Source organism: Haloplanus litoreus (genome assembly GCF_045690335.1).
Lineage (GTDB): Archaea > Halobacteriota > Halobacteria > Halobacteriales > Haloferacaceae > Haloplanus > Haloplanus litoreus.
The window spans coordinates 2,547,282-2,564,976 of record NZ_CP147874.1; the positions used below are offsets into that span (position 1 = coordinate 2,547,282).

A 17,695-nucleotide genomic window follows, 5' to 3' on the forward strand; every position below is an offset into this window, starting at 1 on the left:
TAGTTTCTACTGTGTTTTGATTCCAATAGAAACAACTCGTGTGGGGAGTCACCAACTGGCTCGACCCGGACCCGACTCTTTTTGGTGGTGTCATCCTTACCCGGGAGCGACACGGGAGACGCTCGTCGTGACTCAACACACATCTTCGGACGCCGGCGTCGACTCACTCGTCGAGGAGGCGGTGAGAACGCTCCGGACGTTCGAACTCACCGAGTACGAGGCGAAATGTTTCGTCGCGCTCACGCGCTTGCGCGAGGGCACGGCCAAGGAAGTGAGCGAGGTGGCCGACGTTCCACGTGCGCGCATCTACGACAGTATGGACGCGCTTCAGGATCGTGGTCTCGTCAGCGTTCAGGAGTCGAAACCCCGCCGATTCCGGGCCGTCTCCCCCCGAGAATCGGTCGAACTCCTGGAACAGGAGGCCCAGACCCGACTCGACCGACTCGGGGGTATTCTCCCACGACTCGGCTCGCCGGATCGCTCCTCGGGCGCCGGCGAGGTCTGGACGATGGAGGGCGAAACGGCCGTCTCGGAGCGCCTCGCCACTCTCGTCGGGAACGCGGACGACGAGGTGTTGTTCGCCGTCGCCGTCGAGGCGCTTCTCGGCGACGACCTGACCGAGGCCCTCGCCGACGCCGCCGACCGGGGCGTCGACGTGGTGATCGGCTCACCCGACGAGTCGATCCGCGAGCGCCTGACCGACGCAGTCGACGGCGCCGACGTGGTCGAAACCTGGACTTGGTGGGAGTCCGTCCCCATCGAGGCCGGCGCCGTCACGAGCGTGTGCATGGTCGACGGCGACGCCTTGCTCGTCAGCGCGGACGCCGCGACCGATCTACCCGGGGTTCGCAAACACCGCGCCGTCTGGACAGACAGCGCCGAGGCACCCGTCGTCGGCCTGATGCGTCCCCTCCTCGCGACGGCCGTTCGCGGCGACTAGGGAAAGTCGCCGTCCTCAACGGCCTCCCGGTACGCCGTCACCGCGTCTTCGATTTCTCCGCGCGCGTCGCCGAACTCCGCAGCGAACGGCGGTGCCGACTCGGAGAGTCCGATCACGTCAGTCAGCACGAGCACCTGGCCGTCCGTCTCCGGACCGGCGCCGATGCCGATCACCGGGATGTCGAGGGCCGCGGTTACCTCCGCGGCCAGGTCGCCGGGCACGTGTTCGAGCACCAGCGAGAACGCCCCCGCCGCCTCGTGTCTCTCCGCGAGTTCGCGGATCTCCTCGGCGGCCGCCTCGGTCGTCCCCTGACGGCTGTAGCCGACTTGGTTGAGCCGCTGGGGTGTCAACCCGAGGTGGGCCATCACCGGGATACCGAGGTTGACGAGGCGCTCGGTCAACGCGACCGTGTGCGGCCCCGATTCGAGTTTGACGGCGTTCGCGCCCGCGTCTTTCACGAGTCGTCCCGCGTTCTCGACGCCCGCGCCGTCGGTCGTGCCGTAGCTCATGAAGGGCATGTCGGCGACGACGAGTGCGTCCTCCGCCGCCCGAGCCACTGCGCCGGTGTGACTCGCCATTTCCTCGACCGTCACGGGAAGCGTCGAGTCGTAGCCGAGGACGGCGTTGCCCATGCTGTCGCCGACCAGAATCAGATCGATTCCGGCCGCGTCGACGATACCCGCCGTCGGCGCGTCGTACGCCGTCAACATCGTCAGCGGTTCCCCGTCCGCCGACGCCTGCCGAATCTCCTGTACCGTTGGCATCGTCCCGCGAATCGGCCGCCGGGGAATTAACGGTACCCCTTATTCGACCCCGGCGCCCGCTTCCCAGCCACGAATCAGCGTCGCGAGCGTCCGGTTGACCGGGACCGACTCCTCCAACTCCTCGGCCCGGTCGACCACGTAGCCGTTGATCGCGTCGATTTCCGTCCGCCGGCTGTCGGTCACGTCCTGCAGCATCGACGAGCGATTCCGCTCCGTCTCGTGAACCACCTCCGCGATGGACTCCCGCACCGTCGCGTCCGAGAGGGACGCGCCGTCGGCACGCGCGACCCCCGCCGTCTCGACGCCCGCGGCCGTCGCCAGATCGGCCAGTTCCCCTGGCGGCGCCAGCGCCCCGTTCTCGACCCGGGCCAGTGCCGTAACGGGGTTGATCGCCGCGTTGACCGCCAGTTTCTCCCAGAGCCGTCCCCGGGCGTCGGTCGTCACCGTGGCGTCGAGGTCGGCCGCGCGAAACGCGGCGACGACCCGCTCCGCCGTCTCGACGTCGTCCTCTGGACGCCAGGGGCCGACCGTGAGCCGTCCCCTCCCGAGCCACTCGACGTGACCGGGACCGGCCAGTCGCGCCCCGTAGGTCGCCGTCCCGGCGAGCACCGTGCCGTCGAGGTGGGCGGCGAGGACGTCCTCGTTGCCCATGCCGTTCTGGAGCGAACAGACGGCGTCGACGTCACCGGTCGCGAGGGTGCGGGCGGCCTCCTCGGTGTCGGAGGCTTTGACCGTCACGACGGCGAGATCCGCGCTCACTTCCGTGCCGTCCGTCGTCGCCGCCGGGTGGACGTCGACCGTCTCCACGCCCGTAATCCGGAGCCCGTCGCGTCGGACCTCACCGACGTGTGGCTCCCGACCGACGAGCGTCACCTCGTGGGTCCGGGAGAGCAGTCCGCCGAGGAGGCTTCCGAGGCTTCCGGCGCCGAAGATCAGGATGTCCATGGCTCCCTCGTCCTGCCGGTCGGGCGGACTCGCCACTCCCCGGACGGCCGGAACTGCGAGACGCCTCTCGCTCCCGGCCGGACGGCGTCTGCAGCCTCCGCCGGCGTACTCGACGCGACGAACGCGACTCGTGTCATTCTCGATGCACTCGCGGGACAGTTCTCCGCGCGGTCAAATGAGTGTTGGTACCGTGCGAAAGGTCCTGTTCAGATTAGCTGATTCCATGCGAAGGCGAACGATCTGAGCCACTCGTTTGCAGTTTCTGCTTCGGCGTTGCTAAAACAGTTCTAGAAACTGGTAGTTCTACGTTTTACTTCGCGAAAGACACGTTCGACGCTGTTCCGATTTCCGTGGCGTTCATATCTGAAATCGAGGCCGTGGCGACGGCACGCGTCGTTTAGTGGTGTCGCGCCATCGACGAGAAACACGGCGTCGTCAACGTTGTGTTTCTCGCGCAATTCACGGAAGAACGAGTAAGCAATAACGTTAGTTCTCGTCGGTTCAAGCTTTGTATGGAGTAATTCGTTCGTCTCCGGATCAACCGCAGCGTACAGCCAATACCGCTCGTCATTGAGTCGGATCACCGTTTCATCAACCGCAACGTGATCCGGGCTTCGACCCTCTTCGGGCTGTAGATCTGCCTTGTGAACCCAGTTGTGAACGGTGGATCGTGCCCGCTCAACACCAAATATCTCAAGAATAGAGACAGTATTCGAGAGTGATAGTCCGGCAAGATGGAGCTGAATACTGAGCTTCATCAACAGCCGCGGTGTTGCCTCTCGTTCCACAAAACCTAACTCGATTCGGTCGATACACCCGTTGAGGCTAGCGTTTTCGGGCATAGAACACTCAAAAAACGCTACGCCTCACCTTTCAATCCTTATCTGAACACGAGGCCCGACCCACGGCCGAGAGTTAAGTGGACGCGCACCGACGGCCGAACGGATGGGTGTCGAAGGGTTCGTCTGCTGGACGGCGCAGTCGGTCGAGGACCGGGCGGAGTTGCGACGCGTACTGAACGCGCAGTTGTCGTCGGGGACACGGGCACTGCGGCAGGCCCGGGAGTCGGGACTCGTCGACGGAACGACCCTGCGACCGGCGGGACTGGCCGCGGCGCAGGCGTTCGCCGAGCGGAGCGAACTGCCGATGCCGGGACCGGCGGCGGCCATCGCGGACTTCGGCGCGTTACTCGACGCGCTGGATCGGGTGGCGGCGACGGGGGAGAAACTCACCGCCGAGAGCGTCCCGGCCGAGTTCGACCACGTCACGCCGTCGGTGGATCGGTTCGACCGCGAGTACCACACGGTCAACGTGGCGCGGACGTACCCCGACGGGGCGGAGGTGGAACTCAACTACCGGTCGCGGGACCCGAGTCACGCCGGCGAGACGAAACCCAACCGGTCGAGTGCGATCCTCTGGTTGCGCGGCGACGTCGACCGACCGTACGAACACCGGGTCGAGTGGATCGAGGATTAGAACAGCGCCTCGGACTCGGGTCGGACTTCGGCCGGCCCGCCGACCTCCCAGATCTCGGTCTCGACACCACAGTCGGCGACGGCCGACTCGACGCGGTCGACGTAGTTCGCCGTCGTGTTGACGTAGACGCTCGCGCCCGTGTCCGTCGAGAAGAAGACCGGCACGTCCTCCTCGCGGAGCGCGCGGACGGCGTTGAAGACGGCGATGGTTCGGGGCTGCCAGTACACCCAGCCGGCGGGTCCGGTCATCGTCGTCGCAGCGAGCGAGAGGGAGTCGTGTTCCGCGAGTTCGAACGCGCGTTCGAACTCCGCGTTCCGTAGCGCGTCACGCATCTCGGCGATCTGTCCGTGGATGTGAGCCATCCGCGCCTGGAACATGTGGCTGTCCGCGGCTTCCTCGTGGGCCTGTTCGGTCTCCTTGTACGACGGCACCAGCGCGGCGACGATCCGCAAGTCGTCTTCGAGGTCGGTCTCGATGCGCTCGGAGCGACAGTCGGCGTCGTTGAGACCGGTGTGGAGGTGCGAGAACGCCCCGGTGACGGCGCGGGCGGCCGAGGACGACCCGCGGCGGGCGATGGTCGAGATTTCGGGCCGGGAGAGACCGAGGTCGGCGGCGGCGGAAAGCGCCATCGCGGCCGCCGCGAACCCCGACGAGGAGGAGCCGAAGCCGACGTTCGACTGGAAGGAGTTCTCGCTCTCCAGACGGACTGGGGCGTCGATCCCCGCGCGCTCGCGAACGTGGTCGACGACCGCGTCGATGCGTTCGGCGCCCCGTCCGTCGACGGGGTCACCGTCGACGACGTAGACGTCCTCGTCGGTCGCGCCGAACTCGGCGGTCGTGATGGTCCGGCTGGGCGCCGTACAGACGCTGATGCTGTCGTGATACGGGAGTCGCAGTTCGGGGTCGCGCATCCCGTGGTACTTCACCAGCCCCTGGATCGGGTGGGCCGTCGCGGTCGCCTTCATGCCCGAAAGGGTGTCGGACGGGCGCATAAACGTCCCGGAACGGGCGGGAGAGCGGGGCAGGTATAAGAGCCGCCGGACCGAGGGGACGGTATGCCGTGTGTCTCTCGACGGCGGTTTCTCGAAGCGGCGGGCGCCGCGAGCGTGTTCGCACTCGCGGGCTGTTCGGGCGACACCGACACCGGCGACGCGACGCCGACACCGACGCCGACGCGAACGGCCAGGGCCACGCCGACGCCGACGCCGACGCCGCGAGCTCCGTCGAGCGAGACGGTCGGGTTCGCGGCGATGCTCGACCGGACGCCCACTCACCCCGAGATGCCCGACGCCTCCTACGTGTGGGCACGCTACGTGGACGCGGAGGGGTTGCTCTCGGGCGTCGACGACGACACCGTCGGCCGGCGACTCCGGCAAGGGTGGCTGGGAGCGGGTCCGCCGAAGTACGCCGAGACGGACGCGTTCGAACTCGTCCACGTCCAGCCCGGAGCGCTCTCGAACGTGACGCTCGGCCGCGGCGAGTTCTCGACGGCGACTGCCGTCGAGGGGATGATCGGCGACGGCTGGACCCGGCTGGACGACGGGGGCGACGGATACTCGCTTCTGGAGCACGGCGGCTACACGGCCGCCGTCGGCGAGCGACGCTGGATCGTCGTGAGCGCGGCCGACGTGGGACTGATCGAGTCGCTCACTGCGGCCGTCGAGTCCGATCCGCTCGTGGATCACCTCACCGACGTTGACGTAGCGGCGGTGTCGCGTGCGAGCGAGGAGACCGGCAGTTACCACGTCGTCGAGCGGTCGGTGCCGGGCGACTACGCGGCGGGCATCACGGTCGACTACGCGCCGTATCGCTTCCCAGTCGGCGTGTTACACTACGCGACCGACCGGGAGTCGCCGTCGTGGGAGCGGGTCGAACGACGGTTCGAGACCCAGATCGCTGGCGAGCTTCGGGCCGTGGATTTCGGCGACGACTTCGGGTAGCCGACGGGTGCGTACCCGTCTCGTCCGACGGTTTAAATAGTCGGTCACCGTACAGATCGTGTATGACGACCTCCGAGAGCGGAGAGGCTGGCGCCGCCGACGGTGCCGAAACCGCAGAGGAGGCGGAGCGGACCTACGCGGTGGTCCTCGACTACCTGCCACACGGCCGGCCGGGAGACGACCGGCCGCAGTACCAGAAGTCGCCGCTGGCGTATGCGCTCGGGGAGTCGGCGTTTCGACTCCTCGAACTCACGCTGGCCGACGAGGCGGACGTGGGTATCGGCGACCGCATCGTGATCGACCCCGCGGACGAGCGGGAGGCAGTCGACCGAATCCGTGACGTGACGTACGACGACCTCTCGAACGCCGCCCACTCCGAACTGGAGTACGGGGTCGAAGAGATCGTGGACCGTCACGAACGGCGGTTCGTCGACTTCTACAACGACGCCCAACCGATCACTCTCCGACTCCACCAACTCAACCTCCTGCCAGGAATCGGCAAGAAACTCCGCAACGACGTGTTGGACGAGCGCAAGCGCGCGCCGTTCGAGAGTTTCGACGAACTGGAGGATCGGATCGCGGGGCTCCACGATCCGAAGGACGTCCTCGTCGACCGGATTCTGGAAGAACTCCGCGACGAGGACCTCAAGTACCGAACCTTCGTGGGCGAGCAGTCGGACTGATCGTCGCCACACCGGAGTCATGTGCGTCGTTCGTCCACGTGCGCGAGCGCCCCGGGGCCGTCGCCGAGCATGAACGTTGGTCTCGTCCTGACCGGTCTCGTCCTGATCGGCATCGGCGCGGCGATGGCCGCCTTTCCTCACGGCGTCCGCAACTTCGTCGGGTCGCGGGAGTGGCAGGAGCACCCGGAGCGGGCCGGACGGAAACAGGAACGCCGCGCCCGAGCGGTCGGTGGGCTGATCGGCTTCGGACTGGGGTGTCCGACGCTGCTGGCCGGGCTGACGCTGTGACCGGTCCGCGTCGACGGCCGCCAGGGGAAACGGGAAATTTACCCGGGTTGGTGCGCTATCGAAGACGATGACAGGGTCCCGTTCACCGGATCGACTGCTCGGGCGGGCTGGAGTGAGCGGTAACCCCGACCGCGATCAGCATTTCCTCGTCGACGAGCGCGTCCTCGACCGTTTGCCGACGTACCTGCCGGACGACGCGGACCGGAGTCACGTACTCGAAGTGGGCGGCGGAACCGGTGCGCTCACCGACCGCTTGCTGGCGACGAGCGACCGTGTGACGGTAGTCGAGCGCGACCCGGAGCTCGCGGCCTTCCTGGAGACGGAGTTCGCCGAGGCGGTCGCCGCCGGCCGGCTGACCGTCCTCGAGGGCGACGCGCTCGACGTCGACCTGCCCGACGCCACCGCGAGCGTCTCGAACCTACCTTACGGCGTCTCCAGCGAAATCACGTTCCGCCTCCTGCCGCTCGGGATTCCGACCGTCCTCATGTTCCAACGGGAGTTCGCCGAACGCATGGCCGCCGAGACGGGGACCGACGAGTACGGCCGGCTGTCGGTGAGCGCGGGGCATTACGCCGACGTGGAGGTGGTCGAACCGGTCCCTCCGACGGCGTTCTCGCCGCCGCCGGCGGTCGACAGCGCGGTGGTGCGGACGACGCCGCGGGACCCGGACTACGAAGTCGAGGACGAGGACTTTTTCCTGCGGTTCGTGAAGGCACTGTTCACTCAGCGGCGGAAGACGCTGCGGAACGCGGTCCGCAACACCGCCCACATCTCGGGCCTCGACGATCCGGACGCCGTCGTCGCAGCCGCGGACGAGACGCTCATGTCGCGGCGGGCGGGCGACGTGGCGCCGGACGAGTTCGCCGCGCTCGCGGCCCTCGCGGCCGAACACGGTGGAGGTCGCGACGGTGGCTGACGCACTCGCCGCCGCGGACGCGACGACGGCGGGTCGGGTGGTCGCGACCGCCGCCGTCGTGGTGGCCGTCCTCGGTGCCCGGTACGGCGTCGACCGCGTGCGCCGCAGCGACCGGAATATCGGCCAGCGGGGCGAACTCGTGCTGTCGGCCGTGGCATCGCTGGTGACCGGCGGCGGTATCCTGCTCGTCGTCGGGCTATGGGACCTGATCGGACCGCTCGCGCGGTCGTACCGGAATCTCGGCCTCCAAGATCTCGCCGGGCGGATCCTGCTCGCGGTGGTGATCCTGGCGACCACCTACACCCTGACCGACTTCGTCGGGCGGATCATCGGCGAGTTCACGGGCAAGCGGTCGAGCATCAGCGAACACCAGCGGGAGATCGTCTACCGCCTGACACAGGTGACGCTGTACACGCTTGCAGTACTCGTCGTGGTCGGACTGTTCACCCGCAACCTCGGGAGTCTGCTGGTCGGGGCCGGCTTCCTCGGCATCGTCGTCGGGATGGCGGCCAGACAGACGCTGGGGGCGGCTCTCGCGGGCTTTGTCCTGATGTTCTCGCGCCCCTTCGAGATCGGCGACTGGATCCAGGTGGGAAACCGCGAGGGGATCGTCACCGAGATCACTATCGTCAGTACGCGCATCCAGACCTTCGACGGGGAGTACGTGATGCTGCCGAACGACGAGGTGAGCGGTCAGGCGATCACCAACCGCACGCGCAAGGGTCGTCTCCGCATCGAGGTGGAGGTCGGCATCGACTACGACCACGACCCGAGTCACGCGGCCGAAATTGCCCGGGAGACGGTAACGGAGTTGGACCAGATCCTCAACGTCCCGACGCCGCAGGTGGTCGGCAAACGCTTCGGCGACTCGGCTATCGTCCTCGGCGTGCGGGTGTGGATCGACAATCCCAGCGCCCGGCGGATGTGGCGGACGCGGACGGCGGTCATCGAGTCCCTCACAGATGCCTTCGCCGAAGAGGGAATCAAGATCCCGTTCCCACAGCGCGAACTCATGGGCCGAACGGAGGCGGGCGGACTCGCCATCGCCGAGGGTCGCGAGGCGACCCCGGCGACGCCGGACGGCGGCCCGAACGACGGGGCGGAGGAATGACCGTGGACGGGGACGACGCGGACACCCTCGCCGACTTGGCTGACCGACGCGGCGTGGATCGAGCGGTGTACCAACCGGCGGAGGACTCCCGGTTGCTCGCCGAGGCGGCCGTCGACCACGCCCACGGACGGGCGCTCGAGGTGGGGACGGGATCGGGGTGGGTCGCCGAACGAATCGCGGCGGAGACGGAGTGCGAGGTGGTCGCGAGCGACTGCAACCCGGACGCCTGTCGACAGGCCCGCGACAGGGGAATCCCGGCGGTCCGCGCCGACCTGGTCGAACCGTTCCGGGCGGACAGTTTCGACACCGTGGCGTTCAACCCGCCCTACCTCCCGACCGACCCCGACAACGAGTGGGACGACTGGATGGAGCGTGCGCTCTCGGGTGGGGAGTCGGGGCGGGCCGTCATCGATCCGTTCCTCGACACCGTGGGTCGTGTCCTCCGCCCGGACGGCGTCGTTCTCCTCCTCGTCAGCAGTCTCACGGGGTTCGAGACGGTGGTGGCCCACGCGGAGGAGAACGGATTCGCGACGACGACGGCCCGTCAGGAGTCCTACCCGTTCGAGACGCTGTCGATCCTTCGGCTGGATCGAGAATAACCAACAGACATATTTTGGTTTAGCAAATATTAAGCGACGGCATCACCTAGCCGAACGTGATGACCGAACTGGTCGCCACGACACCGGGACTGTATCCGTTGCCCGACTGGGCGAAAGACGAACTATCAGCGCTGAAGGGCCACCAGAAGGGCGACCTGATCGGTGGCGACGAGGGACCCGAAATCGTCGACGCCTACCGTCGTGCCCGGACCGACGTCGTCGACGCGCAGGTCGAGACGGGGCTCGACCGGATCGTCGAGGGACAGCTTCGCTGGGACGACATGCTAGCCCACCCGCTGACGATTCACGACAACGTCGAGACGGGCGGAATCGTCCGTTACTACGACAACAACAACTTCTACCGCGACCCGCAGGTGCGGGGCGAACTCACCCCGTCGGGCGACGTCGCCGACGAACTCGCGGCCGTCGAGGCCGACGCCGAGGACCTGCAGGCCGTCCTGCCCGGCCCGTACTCCCTCGCCGACCTGGCGACCGACGAGCACTACGGCGACGAGGCCGACTTCCTGGACGCCGTCGCCGACTACCTCGCGGGCGAAGTCGAGGGGTTCCCGGCCCACGAGACGCTGTTCCTACTGGAGCCGTCGCTGGTCGAGGCGCCGCCGGACGAGGACGCCGACGACCACGTCAGCGAAACCATCGACCGCGTCGCCGCCGCGACGGACGCCGACGTGGTCGTCCACACCTACTGGGGTGCGGTGCCGGAGAAGACCTACGCGCACCTGATGGACGCCGACGTCGACGCCATCGGTTTCGACTTCGTCACCGACGCCGACGCCTCGCTCTACAACATCAACGAGTACGGCACCAAGGACGGAATTGCGATGGGCCTCGTCGACGGGCAGAACACGCTCGTGGAGTCACCGGAGACGATCCGCGACCGCGTCGAGTGGGTTGACGAGCGGACCCACACCGACTTCGAGCGGGCCTACCTCACGTCGAACACCGAACTGTTCTACCTGCCCGTGAACCGGTTCGAGGAGAAACTCGCGGCGCTGGGTGACGCCGCCGCGCTCGCGGAGGTGGACGCATGACGAACAACCGCGAGCAGTTCCGCCCCGAGGACCACCCGAACGACCACTTCCTGCTGACCTCCATCGTCGGCAGCTATCCGAAACCCAAGTGGCTCAACCGGGTGTCGGACCTGGCGGACGACCCGGACTCGAAGTTCACCGACGACCACCTCCACGAGGCCCACGACGACGCCTGTCGTGTCATCGTCGACGAACACGAGCGGGCCGGGCTCGATACCGTCTCCGACGGCGAGATGCGCCGCAACGAGATGGTCGAGTTCTTCGCCGACCGCATCGACGGCTACGAGTTCAACGGCCCCGTGAAGGTGTGGGGACACAACTACTTCGACAAGCCGTCGGTCGTCGACGACGTCGAGTACGAGGAGTCGTGGCTGGTCGACGAGTTCGAGTTCACGCAGTCGGCCGCGAGCAAGCCGGTCAAGGTGCCGATCACCGGACCCTACACGCTGGCGGCGTGGTCGTTCAACGAGGCCTACGAGACGGACGCGGACCTCTCCTACGCCCTCGCCGACCTCGTCAACGAGGAAATCGAGGCACTGGTCGACGCCGGCGCGCGCTACATCCAGATCGACGAACCCGCGCTCGCGACGACGCCCGACGACCACGCCATCGTCGGCGAGTGTCTCGAACGCATCGTCGCCGGGGTGCCCGACGAGGTGCGCATCGGGCTCCACGTCTGTTACGGCGACTACTCCCGAATCTACCCAGAACTGCTGGAGTACCCCATCGACGAGTTCGACGTGGAACTCTGCAACGGCGGCTACGAACAGATCGACGTGTTCACCGACCCCGAGTTCACGACCGACCTCGCCCTCGGCGTCGTCGACGTGCACACGACGGAAGTCGAGACCGTCGAGGAGATCAAGGAGAACATTTTGCAGGGCTTCAAGGTCGTTCCTCCCGAGCGCCTGACGGTCAGCCCGGACTGCGGCGTGAAGCTACTGCCCCGCGAAGTGGCCTACCGGAAAATCGAGAACATGGTGACGGCGACCCGAGAGATCGAGGCCGAACTCGACGCCGGCGAAATCGACCTCGGGCCGGAAGTCAGCGCGGACTAGGTTTCGGCCGTCACGTCGGTCACCTCGCCGTCGACCACCAAGTAGACCAGCAGCCCCCAGACGACGAACTCGGCGTAAAACGAGGGCGTCCAGAGGTACTGCAGGAAGAACTCGAGGGGCGGGAGGTCGACCGCGGGTGTGTGTTCGATGATCGGCCACGCCAGAAAGAGGAGGTCGTTCGGGCGGCCGTTGAGGAGCATGTGGAACGCGTCGAGGAGGGGATGCGACGCCCACCCGATCCAGACGGGCGTCCACGCGCGGCGGACGAACACCACGGCGAAGCCCACGACGATGAGGAGCAGGGAGTGCCCGGCCGACTGGTAGAGGTCGACGAAGCCGGCCATCGCCGCCGGCTTGTCGACGATATCGGGGAGCACCGCCCCCGCGACGAGCAGTGGTACGGACAGGTCCCACCGCCTCCCGAGGACGTACGCCGCGGCGAGGTGGGTGGGAAACAGCATCTGACGGGGTGTCGTCGGGGTGTCAGGCGGATATCACTGTTGGCCCCGAGCGTCGGCTACACCGGGTAGACCGGCTGCCGTCCGGCGTAGCGGGAGTAGCCCTCCCGGGTACCGACAGCGAGGAGGACGCCCCCGACGAGCGCCAGTAAGCCGGCCTCGGCGGCCGGCGACACGGCGTCGACGACGCCCCACCCCGCGGCGACGCCGACGACGAACCCCACCTGCAGGAGGCAGACGGCGACGAGGGCGTACCGCCGGGTCCCGGCGTACAGCGACCCCACGGCGGCCGTCTCGACGGCGGCGTGGACCGCGAGGACGGCCGCGCCGAGGAGGCCGAGGGCCGCGTCGGCGGCGTAGACGGTGGCGAGGACGACGCCTTCGAGGCCGCGATGGAGCGTCACGGCACCCAGCGCGGCGTCGGCACAGGCGCCGCAGTCCGTGACGGCGTGGCCGCGAGCGATGGAGACGGCGCCCACGCCAGCGGCGACGCCGAGGCCCGCGCCGACCGGCGCCCCGTCGAGGGCGAGCGCGAGGGAGAGGCCGCCGAGGGCGAGAAAGAGCAGCGGGACGGCCCCACGCGACCGGGGGAGGCGGTCGACGGCCGCGAAGACGAGGCCGCCCCCGAGCAGGCTGGCGCCGACCGAAGCGGCGACGACGGCGGGGAAGGCGAGGCCGACCGTCCGCTCGGCCGTCCCGTGAGCGGTCACCGGGGCAGCGAGAACCGTCGATCCGAGGAGGAGGGTACTCGTGAGAATCCACCGGCGTCGCTGGCTCGAAACGAGTGCGTTGCGCCGGTCTGAGCTGTCGTGGGGCATGGGGTGGAGTCGACGGGAGGTGGGGTGTCAGACCGCGTCGGGTCCGGTCTTGCCGGTTCGGACCTGGATGGCGTCGTCGACGGGCAGGATGAATATCTTCCCGTCGCCGGGTTCGTCGGTGCGGGCCGCGTCGCTGATGGCCTCGGCCACGACCGATCCGTCCACGTCGGCGACGACGCACTCGACTTTCGTCTTCTGGTGGAGGTCGACCGTGTACTCCTCGCCGCGCCACTGCCCCTTCTTCGCGGGCTGTGAGCCGCGGCCCGAGACGTTCGATACGGTGATGGAAGGAGCGCCGGCCTCGGCCACCGCCTGTTTCACTGCGCCGAGTTTGTCCGGACGGATGTAGGCGACCACCATTTCGATCTCAGTCATCGTCGCTTACTCCTCCATCGGCGGCGGTTTCGGGAGTCCGACCCGGGGCACGCCCGATCGAGTTCTCGCCGAACTCGGGGTAGGTCACGATACCGTGCTCCGAGGAGTCGAGCCCCTCGCGTTCGTGTTCCTCGCTCACCCGCGCCCAGCCGAGGGCTTTCAGGAGGCCGTAGATGGCGAAGGTGATGGCGGCCGCCCAGAGCGCGAGGACGACGATGCCGACGACCTGCACCCCGAGTTGGGAGACGGAGAACGCCGACGTGGTGTCGACGAAGGGGTACGCGAGGGCGCTCAACGCACCCGCGGAGCCGTGAACCGGGAAGACGGCACACACGTCGTCGATGCCGACCTTCTCCAGCAGATCGAAGACGAGAACGACCTGCACGCCGGCGATGAAGCCGACGACGAGCGTCGCGGGCCAACTCGCCACCGCCGCGATGGAGCAGACGGAAACGAGGCCGGCGAGCAGGCCGTTCGCGGTCATGAGACTGTCCACCTTGCCGCTACGGAGGACGCTGATCGCCGCGGCGCCGATGCTGCCGGTTCCCATGACGAGCGCGGTGTTGATGGCGACTCGGCCGGCGTAGGCGTAGTCGGCGAGGACCAGTTCGCCGGCGTCGGAGACCTGAAAGACGTTGACGGCGGTGCCGACGTTGAAGCCGTACCAGCCGAAGGCGAGGATGAGCGTCCCGAGGATGGCGTAGGGGAGCGAGTGGCCGGGGATGACGTTCGGTGAGCCGTCGTCGTCGAACTTGTCGAGCCGCGGGCCGACGACGTACGCGGCGACGAGGCCACAGACGCCGCCGGTCATGTGGACGACGGCGGCGCCGGCGAAGTCCTGGAAGCCGAGGGTGGCGAGGAAGCCGCCGCCCCACGTCAGTCCCGTCGCGACGGGGTAGATGAGCGCGCCGACGAGGACGGTAAAGAGGAGGTACCCCCGTAGCTGTGCGCGTTCGGCGACGGCGCCCGAGACGATGGAGGCTGCGACCATCGAGAACGCCGCACCGAAGAGGATGCTCGCCCACGCCGTCGAGCCGCCGGTGTAGTGAGCGAACACCCCGGAGACGCCGCCTCCCGAGGTGACGCCGGCGACCACCGCCGAGACGCCGACGCCGACGATGAAGTACGCGAGGACGCCGACGCCCCACGTCAGGACGTTCTTCGTCAACTGGTTCGCGACGTTCTTCGAGCGGACCTGTCCGGATTCGAGCATGCCGAAGCCCGCGTGCATGAAGAACACGAGGAAGGTGGCGACCATGACCCAGAGGAGGTTGACCCCCTCGGCGACGACGGACGGGTCGACTTGCAGGAGCGCCGTCATCAGTCGTCACCCGTCGAGGTCAGGTCGTGTTCGGTGTGGCACGGCTCGGGCGGGAGCGAAATCGCGGGATTGCTGTCGAGGAAGCCCTCGGGCTTGAGGTGGAAGCTCGCGATTTCGACCGGCAGGACCGGCCAGTCCTCCGCGCGGGTGACGTGGTTGACGCCGAGGGTGTACCAGCAGACGACGTCCTCGCCGTCGAGGTTACGATCCTTCTCGGTCCACTCGGACAACCCCGTCGTCTCGCCGTTCTGGTTCGGGTAGTCGCCGGCCGCGAACTGCTCGTCGGGGTCGTACTGGGTCGTCCAGAAGTTGTTCTGGATGAACCCGGCCCGCTTTTTCGTGCTGGAGGTGGGTCGTGCCGGCGAGTTGACGTTGGTGTGTGGCTCCAGCTTGTAGCCGCAGGGTCGGCCGTAAGAGTTCGTCGTCTCCGTGCTCTCGACCCGCCAGTACTTGCCGGTCAGCGGATCGATGTCGTCGCGGGCCTCCGTCTCGGTCTCCAGAACCGTCTCCTTCGCCTTGAAACCCTTCTTGCGCTCACTCCCGACGGGTTCGTTGTGGACTTCCTTCACCCGGTTGGGCGTGTCGTCGATGTCGAAATCCAGCCGGAAGTTGAAGTGGTGCTGGTGGATCGAGGTCTTGACCTGCGGGGCGACGAGTTCGTACTCGCCGTTCGTGTCGGTCGCGTCCTCGTCGGCGGGCACCACCCCGTTGGAGTCGATTCCGGTCAGCCGGACTTCGCCCTCGACGGAGCCGTCGGGGTAGAAGTACCAGTAGAACCCGTAGTCGTAGTTGTAGACGGTGGCGATGAAGGAGATGACGAGGCGGCGGCGACGACGAACTTCGGTGTGTTCTTTCCGCCACTCCGTGTGCTTCCAGAGGACGCCGTCGTCCTCCTCGTGCATGCAGATGGCGTTGGGAAGCGTCTTCGGATCGCCGTTGGTGTCGTTCATCGCCACGTCGAAGTAGTGCATCTCGCCGAGGCAGTCACAGCCCTCGGTGAGCACGTTCGCCATCCGGCCGACGTGGAACTCGCCGATGTCGAACGCCTCCTTCCAGGAGTGGTTGGGGTCGCTGTCGCCGTAGGGGACGGCCATCTCCGAGGCGGAGGCACGGTGGAGCACCTTGCGCTTCTCGCCCTCGTCCTCGAAGGTGACGTCGTGGAAGACCAGCCCCTCGCGGGGTGTCCACCCGACCTGGAACTCCCAGTCGAGCCACTCGACGGTCTGCCCGTCGACCTCGAAACTCGGTCCCTCGGGTTGCACGACATCGAGATGTTTGAAGTCGTCCCGCGTGTCGACGCGGTCGGCCCGGAAGTCGGCATCCTCGGGCGGGAGCGGGTTCTCCTCGTCGACGACGCCGTTGTCCTCGATTTTCACGACCTCCATCTCGTCGAGGTCGACGAACGCGAACAGCCCCTCGATGGGACGGGCGTAGCCGTTGTCCTCCTCCTCGGTACGGATCCAGGAGATGGCGCGGACGAGGCGTCGCTCGTCGAACTCGTCGGGTTCGAACCCGCTCGCCGGCCACGGATCGACGATGGCGAGGTCGAAGTTCTCGACGCCCCGCTTGGCGGCCGCCTCCTGCCACTCGGGGTCGTTGATGACGACCTGTTCGGCTTGGTCGACCTCCGGCGGCGTGATGGCCGGCTGAACGCCCTCGATGTGTGTCACGTCGAGGAGCTCTTCACCCGTGATAGACACCGTCGCCTCGTACGTCTCACCGTCCTGCCGGACGGTGAGAACCGCCTCGCGGTCGAAATGATCGCCCTCCTCGAAGGCACGGACGAACTCCTTCTCGGGTTCGTCGAGGACGACGTTGTGGTACACCGCGTCGTCGGCGACGTCCCACTCGGCTTCGAGGACGTCCGTGGCGGCGGCGATTTCGTCCGTCGTCAGTGGATCGAGCGGATGTGTCACCGCCGTCTCGTTCAGATCTACCGCCATGCGGCCATCACTCCACGAATCCCCGACAATACTGTTCGTTCGTTTCTCTTTCTTCTAGATTGGTACCCAATCATCTACCGAATCACGTCAAAGAGACGCGAGTGTAGTGCAATATACCTAGTTCACCACTGTCGAGTGGTAAATGATAAAAGAACAGTACATTCGTTCGATTATCGTGGATTTATCGGGGAAAAGTGCAAGTGTCGGGCCGCCTGGGAGTACGCATGCACAGCGAACCGGAGATGTACCTGCAGGAGATGGGGCTCTCGGAGTACGAAGCGTCGACGTACGTCGGCCTGCTGCGGGGCGGGACGTCGACGGCAAAGGAAGTCGCGAACCGGGCGGGCGTCCCACAGTCGCGCGTGTACGACGTCCTCGACTCGCTGAAGACGAAGGGATTCGTCGTCGTTCAGGAGGGGCGCCCGAAGAAGTTCGGGCCGATCGAGGCGACCCGAGCCGTCTCGCAGTTCCGCGAGTTCAAGCGGCGCGAACACGTCCGGAGACTCGACGAGATACAGGGCCTGGGCGAACACTTTCTGAACGCGGTCGACGACGCCGACTACGGGAGGGAGAGCGACGAGGTGGACATCAGCTGGTCGTATCCGAATCGGCACCACATCCTCGAGAAGCTCGAACGCCTCGGTGAGGCCGCGGAGTCGGAGATACTCATGATCACGACGCCGGAGAGCTTCGAGCGGATCGCCAACCACCACGCCGAACTTCTCGCAGAGAAACACGAGCAAGGGGTCGAGATTCGGGCACTGATTTCGGACGACCGGGAGGTAGACGCCGCGGTTCGCGACCGAGCGCGCGAGTTGATGACGATGCGACTCGTCCAGGACATCCGCGGCCGACTCTACACGTACGACGGCGAGGGAATCCTGCTGGCCTTCCGAGCCCAGAACGACGACGGCTACGTCGGCATCTCGACGGCGAGTCCCCACCTCTACACCACGCTCTCACAACTCTTCGAGTTGCTGTGGGCGGACGGCGAGCCGGTGTCCTGAC

The 17,695-nt window shown here is 67.1% G+C and carries 17 protein-coding genes and 2 pseudogenes; 11 read left to right on the forward strand and 8 right to left on the reverse strand.

The window, feature by feature from the left end; translation table 11 throughout:
- The first annotated feature begins 127 nt into the window (after positions 1–127).
- Positions 128–940, forward strand: coding sequence for a TrmB family transcriptional regulator (locus V8686_RS13615; RefSeq protein ID WP_379705013.1), 813 nt, complete (start codon positions 128–130; stop codon positions 938–940).
- Here V8686_RS13615 and panB read toward each other — a convergent pair.
- From panB to V8686_RS13630, 3 genes and pseudogenes are all read right to left on the reverse strand, one after another.
- Positions 937–1,704: a 3-methyl-2-oxobutanoate hydroxymethyltransferase gene (panB, locus tag V8686_RS13620; protein WP_379705015.1), complete on the reverse strand. Its 768-nt coding sequence runs from the start codon at positions 1,702–1,704 to the stop codon at positions 937–939. The two genes, V8686_RS13615 and panB, sit on opposite strands and share 4 nt — an antisense overlap.
- A gap of 39 nt (positions 1,705–1,743) precedes the next feature.
- Positions 1,744–2,649: a ketopantoate reductase family protein gene (locus V8686_RS13625; protein WP_379705017.1), complete on the reverse strand. Its 906-nt coding sequence runs from the start codon at positions 2,647–2,649 to the stop codon at positions 1,744–1,746.
- 206 nt (positions 2,650–2,855) lie between these two features.
- Positions 2,856–3,491 (reverse strand): annotated as a pseudogene (locus tag V8686_RS13630) (IS6 family transposase).
- A 103-nt stretch (positions 3,492–3,594) separates the two neighbouring features.
- Here V8686_RS13630 and V8686_RS13635 point away from each other — a divergent pair.
- Positions 3,595–4,125: a hypothetical protein gene (locus tag V8686_RS13635; protein WP_379705019.1), complete on the forward strand. Its 531-nt coding sequence runs from the start codon at positions 3,595–3,597 to the stop codon at positions 4,123–4,125.
- Here the strand turns inward: V8686_RS13635 and mvaD are convergent.
- Positions 4,122–5,090: a phosphomevalonate decarboxylase MvaD gene (mvaD, locus tag V8686_RS13640; protein WP_379705021.1), complete on the reverse strand. Its 969-nt coding sequence runs from the start codon at positions 5,088–5,090 to the stop codon at positions 4,122–4,124. The genes V8686_RS13635 and mvaD overlap by 4 nt on opposite strands.
- 90 nt (positions 5,091–5,180) lie before the next feature.
- Here mvaD and V8686_RS13645 point away from each other — a divergent pair, with 90 nt between their 5' ends.
- The 8 genes from V8686_RS13645 to V8686_RS13680 all read left to right on the forward strand — a co-directional run bounded on the left by V8686_RS13645 (position 5,181) and on the right by V8686_RS13680 (position 11,772).
- Complete coding sequence (locus tag V8686_RS13645) at positions 5,181–6,065, forward strand: hypothetical protein (protein ID WP_379705022.1); 885 nt, start codon at positions 5,181–5,183, stop codon at positions 6,063–6,065.
- Positions 6,066–6,127: 62 nt separating this feature from the next.
- Positions 6,128–6,748: a DUF655 domain-containing protein gene (locus V8686_RS13650; RefSeq protein ID WP_379705024.1), complete on the forward strand. Its 621-nt coding sequence runs from the start codon at positions 6,128–6,130 to the stop codon at positions 6,746–6,748.
- Between the two features lie 69 nt (positions 6,749–6,817).
- Positions 6,818–7,036, forward strand: a complete 219-nt coding sequence (locus V8686_RS13655) for a hypothetical protein (RefSeq protein ID WP_379705025.1) — start codon at positions 6,818–6,820, stop codon at positions 7,034–7,036.
- A 67-nt stretch (positions 7,037–7,103) separates the two neighbouring features.
- A complete protein-coding gene (locus V8686_RS13660; RefSeq protein ID WP_379705027.1) occupies positions 7,104–7,952 on the forward strand; it encodes a 16S ribosomal RNA methyltransferase A in 849 nt (282 codons plus the stop codon).
- Positions 7,945–9,063 carry a mechanosensitive ion channel family protein gene (locus V8686_RS13665; RefSeq protein WP_379705029.1) on the forward strand — a complete coding sequence of 373 codons (1,119 nt, stop codon included), beginning with the start codon at positions 7,945–7,947 and terminating at the stop codon, positions 9,061–9,063. Before V8686_RS13660 ends, V8686_RS13665 begins: the two co-directional genes overlap by 8 nt.
- Positions 9,060–9,662, forward strand: coding sequence for a HemK2/MTQ2 family protein methyltransferase (locus tag V8686_RS13670; protein WP_379705030.1), 603 nt, complete (start codon positions 9,060–9,062; stop codon positions 9,660–9,662). The genes V8686_RS13665 and V8686_RS13670 overlap by 4 nt, the downstream gene beginning before the upstream one ends.
- Before the next feature lie 59 nt (positions 9,663–9,721).
- Positions 9,722–10,714 (forward strand): 5-methyltetrahydropteroyltriglutamate--homocysteine methyltransferase, encoded by a 993-nt coding sequence (locus tag V8686_RS13675; protein WP_379705032.1) that lies wholly within the window; start codon positions 9,722–9,724, stop codon positions 10,712–10,714.
- Complete coding sequence (locus V8686_RS13680) at positions 10,711–11,772, forward strand: methionine synthase (RefSeq protein ID WP_379705034.1); 1,062 nt, start codon at positions 10,711–10,713, stop codon at positions 11,770–11,772. Before V8686_RS13675 ends, V8686_RS13680 begins: the two co-directional genes overlap by 4 nt.
- Here the strand turns inward: V8686_RS13680 and V8686_RS13685 are convergent.
- From V8686_RS13685 to V8686_RS13700, 4 genes and pseudogenes are all read right to left on the reverse strand, one after another.
- Positions 11,769–12,233 (reverse strand): metal-dependent hydrolase, encoded by a 465-nt coding sequence (locus V8686_RS13685; RefSeq protein WP_379705036.1) that lies wholly within the window; start codon positions 12,231–12,233, stop codon positions 11,769–11,771. The genes V8686_RS13680 and V8686_RS13685 overlap by 4 nt on opposite strands.
- Before the next feature lie 56 nt (positions 12,234–12,289).
- Complete coding sequence (locus V8686_RS13690) at positions 12,290–13,048, reverse strand: hypothetical protein (protein WP_379705038.1); 759 nt, start codon at positions 13,046–13,048, stop codon at positions 12,290–12,292.
- Positions 13,049–13,075: 27 nt separating this feature from the next.
- Positions 13,076–14,744: pseudogene (locus V8686_RS13695) on the reverse strand (ammonium transporter).
- Entirely contained in the window at positions 14,744–16,687 is a 1,944-nt protein-coding gene (locus tag V8686_RS13700) for a primary-amine oxidase (RefSeq protein ID WP_379705040.1), read from the reverse strand. Before V8686_RS13700 ends, V8686_RS13695 begins: the two are co-directional and overlap by 1 nt.
- A gap of 224 nt (positions 16,688–16,911) precedes the next feature.
- Here V8686_RS13700 and V8686_RS13705 point away from each other — a divergent pair, with 224 nt between their 5' ends.
- Positions 16,912–17,694, forward strand: a complete 783-nt coding sequence (locus V8686_RS13705) for a TrmB family transcriptional regulator (protein WP_379705042.1) — start codon at positions 16,912–16,914, stop codon at positions 17,692–17,694.
- The last annotated feature ends 1 nt before the right edge of the window (position 17,695 follow it).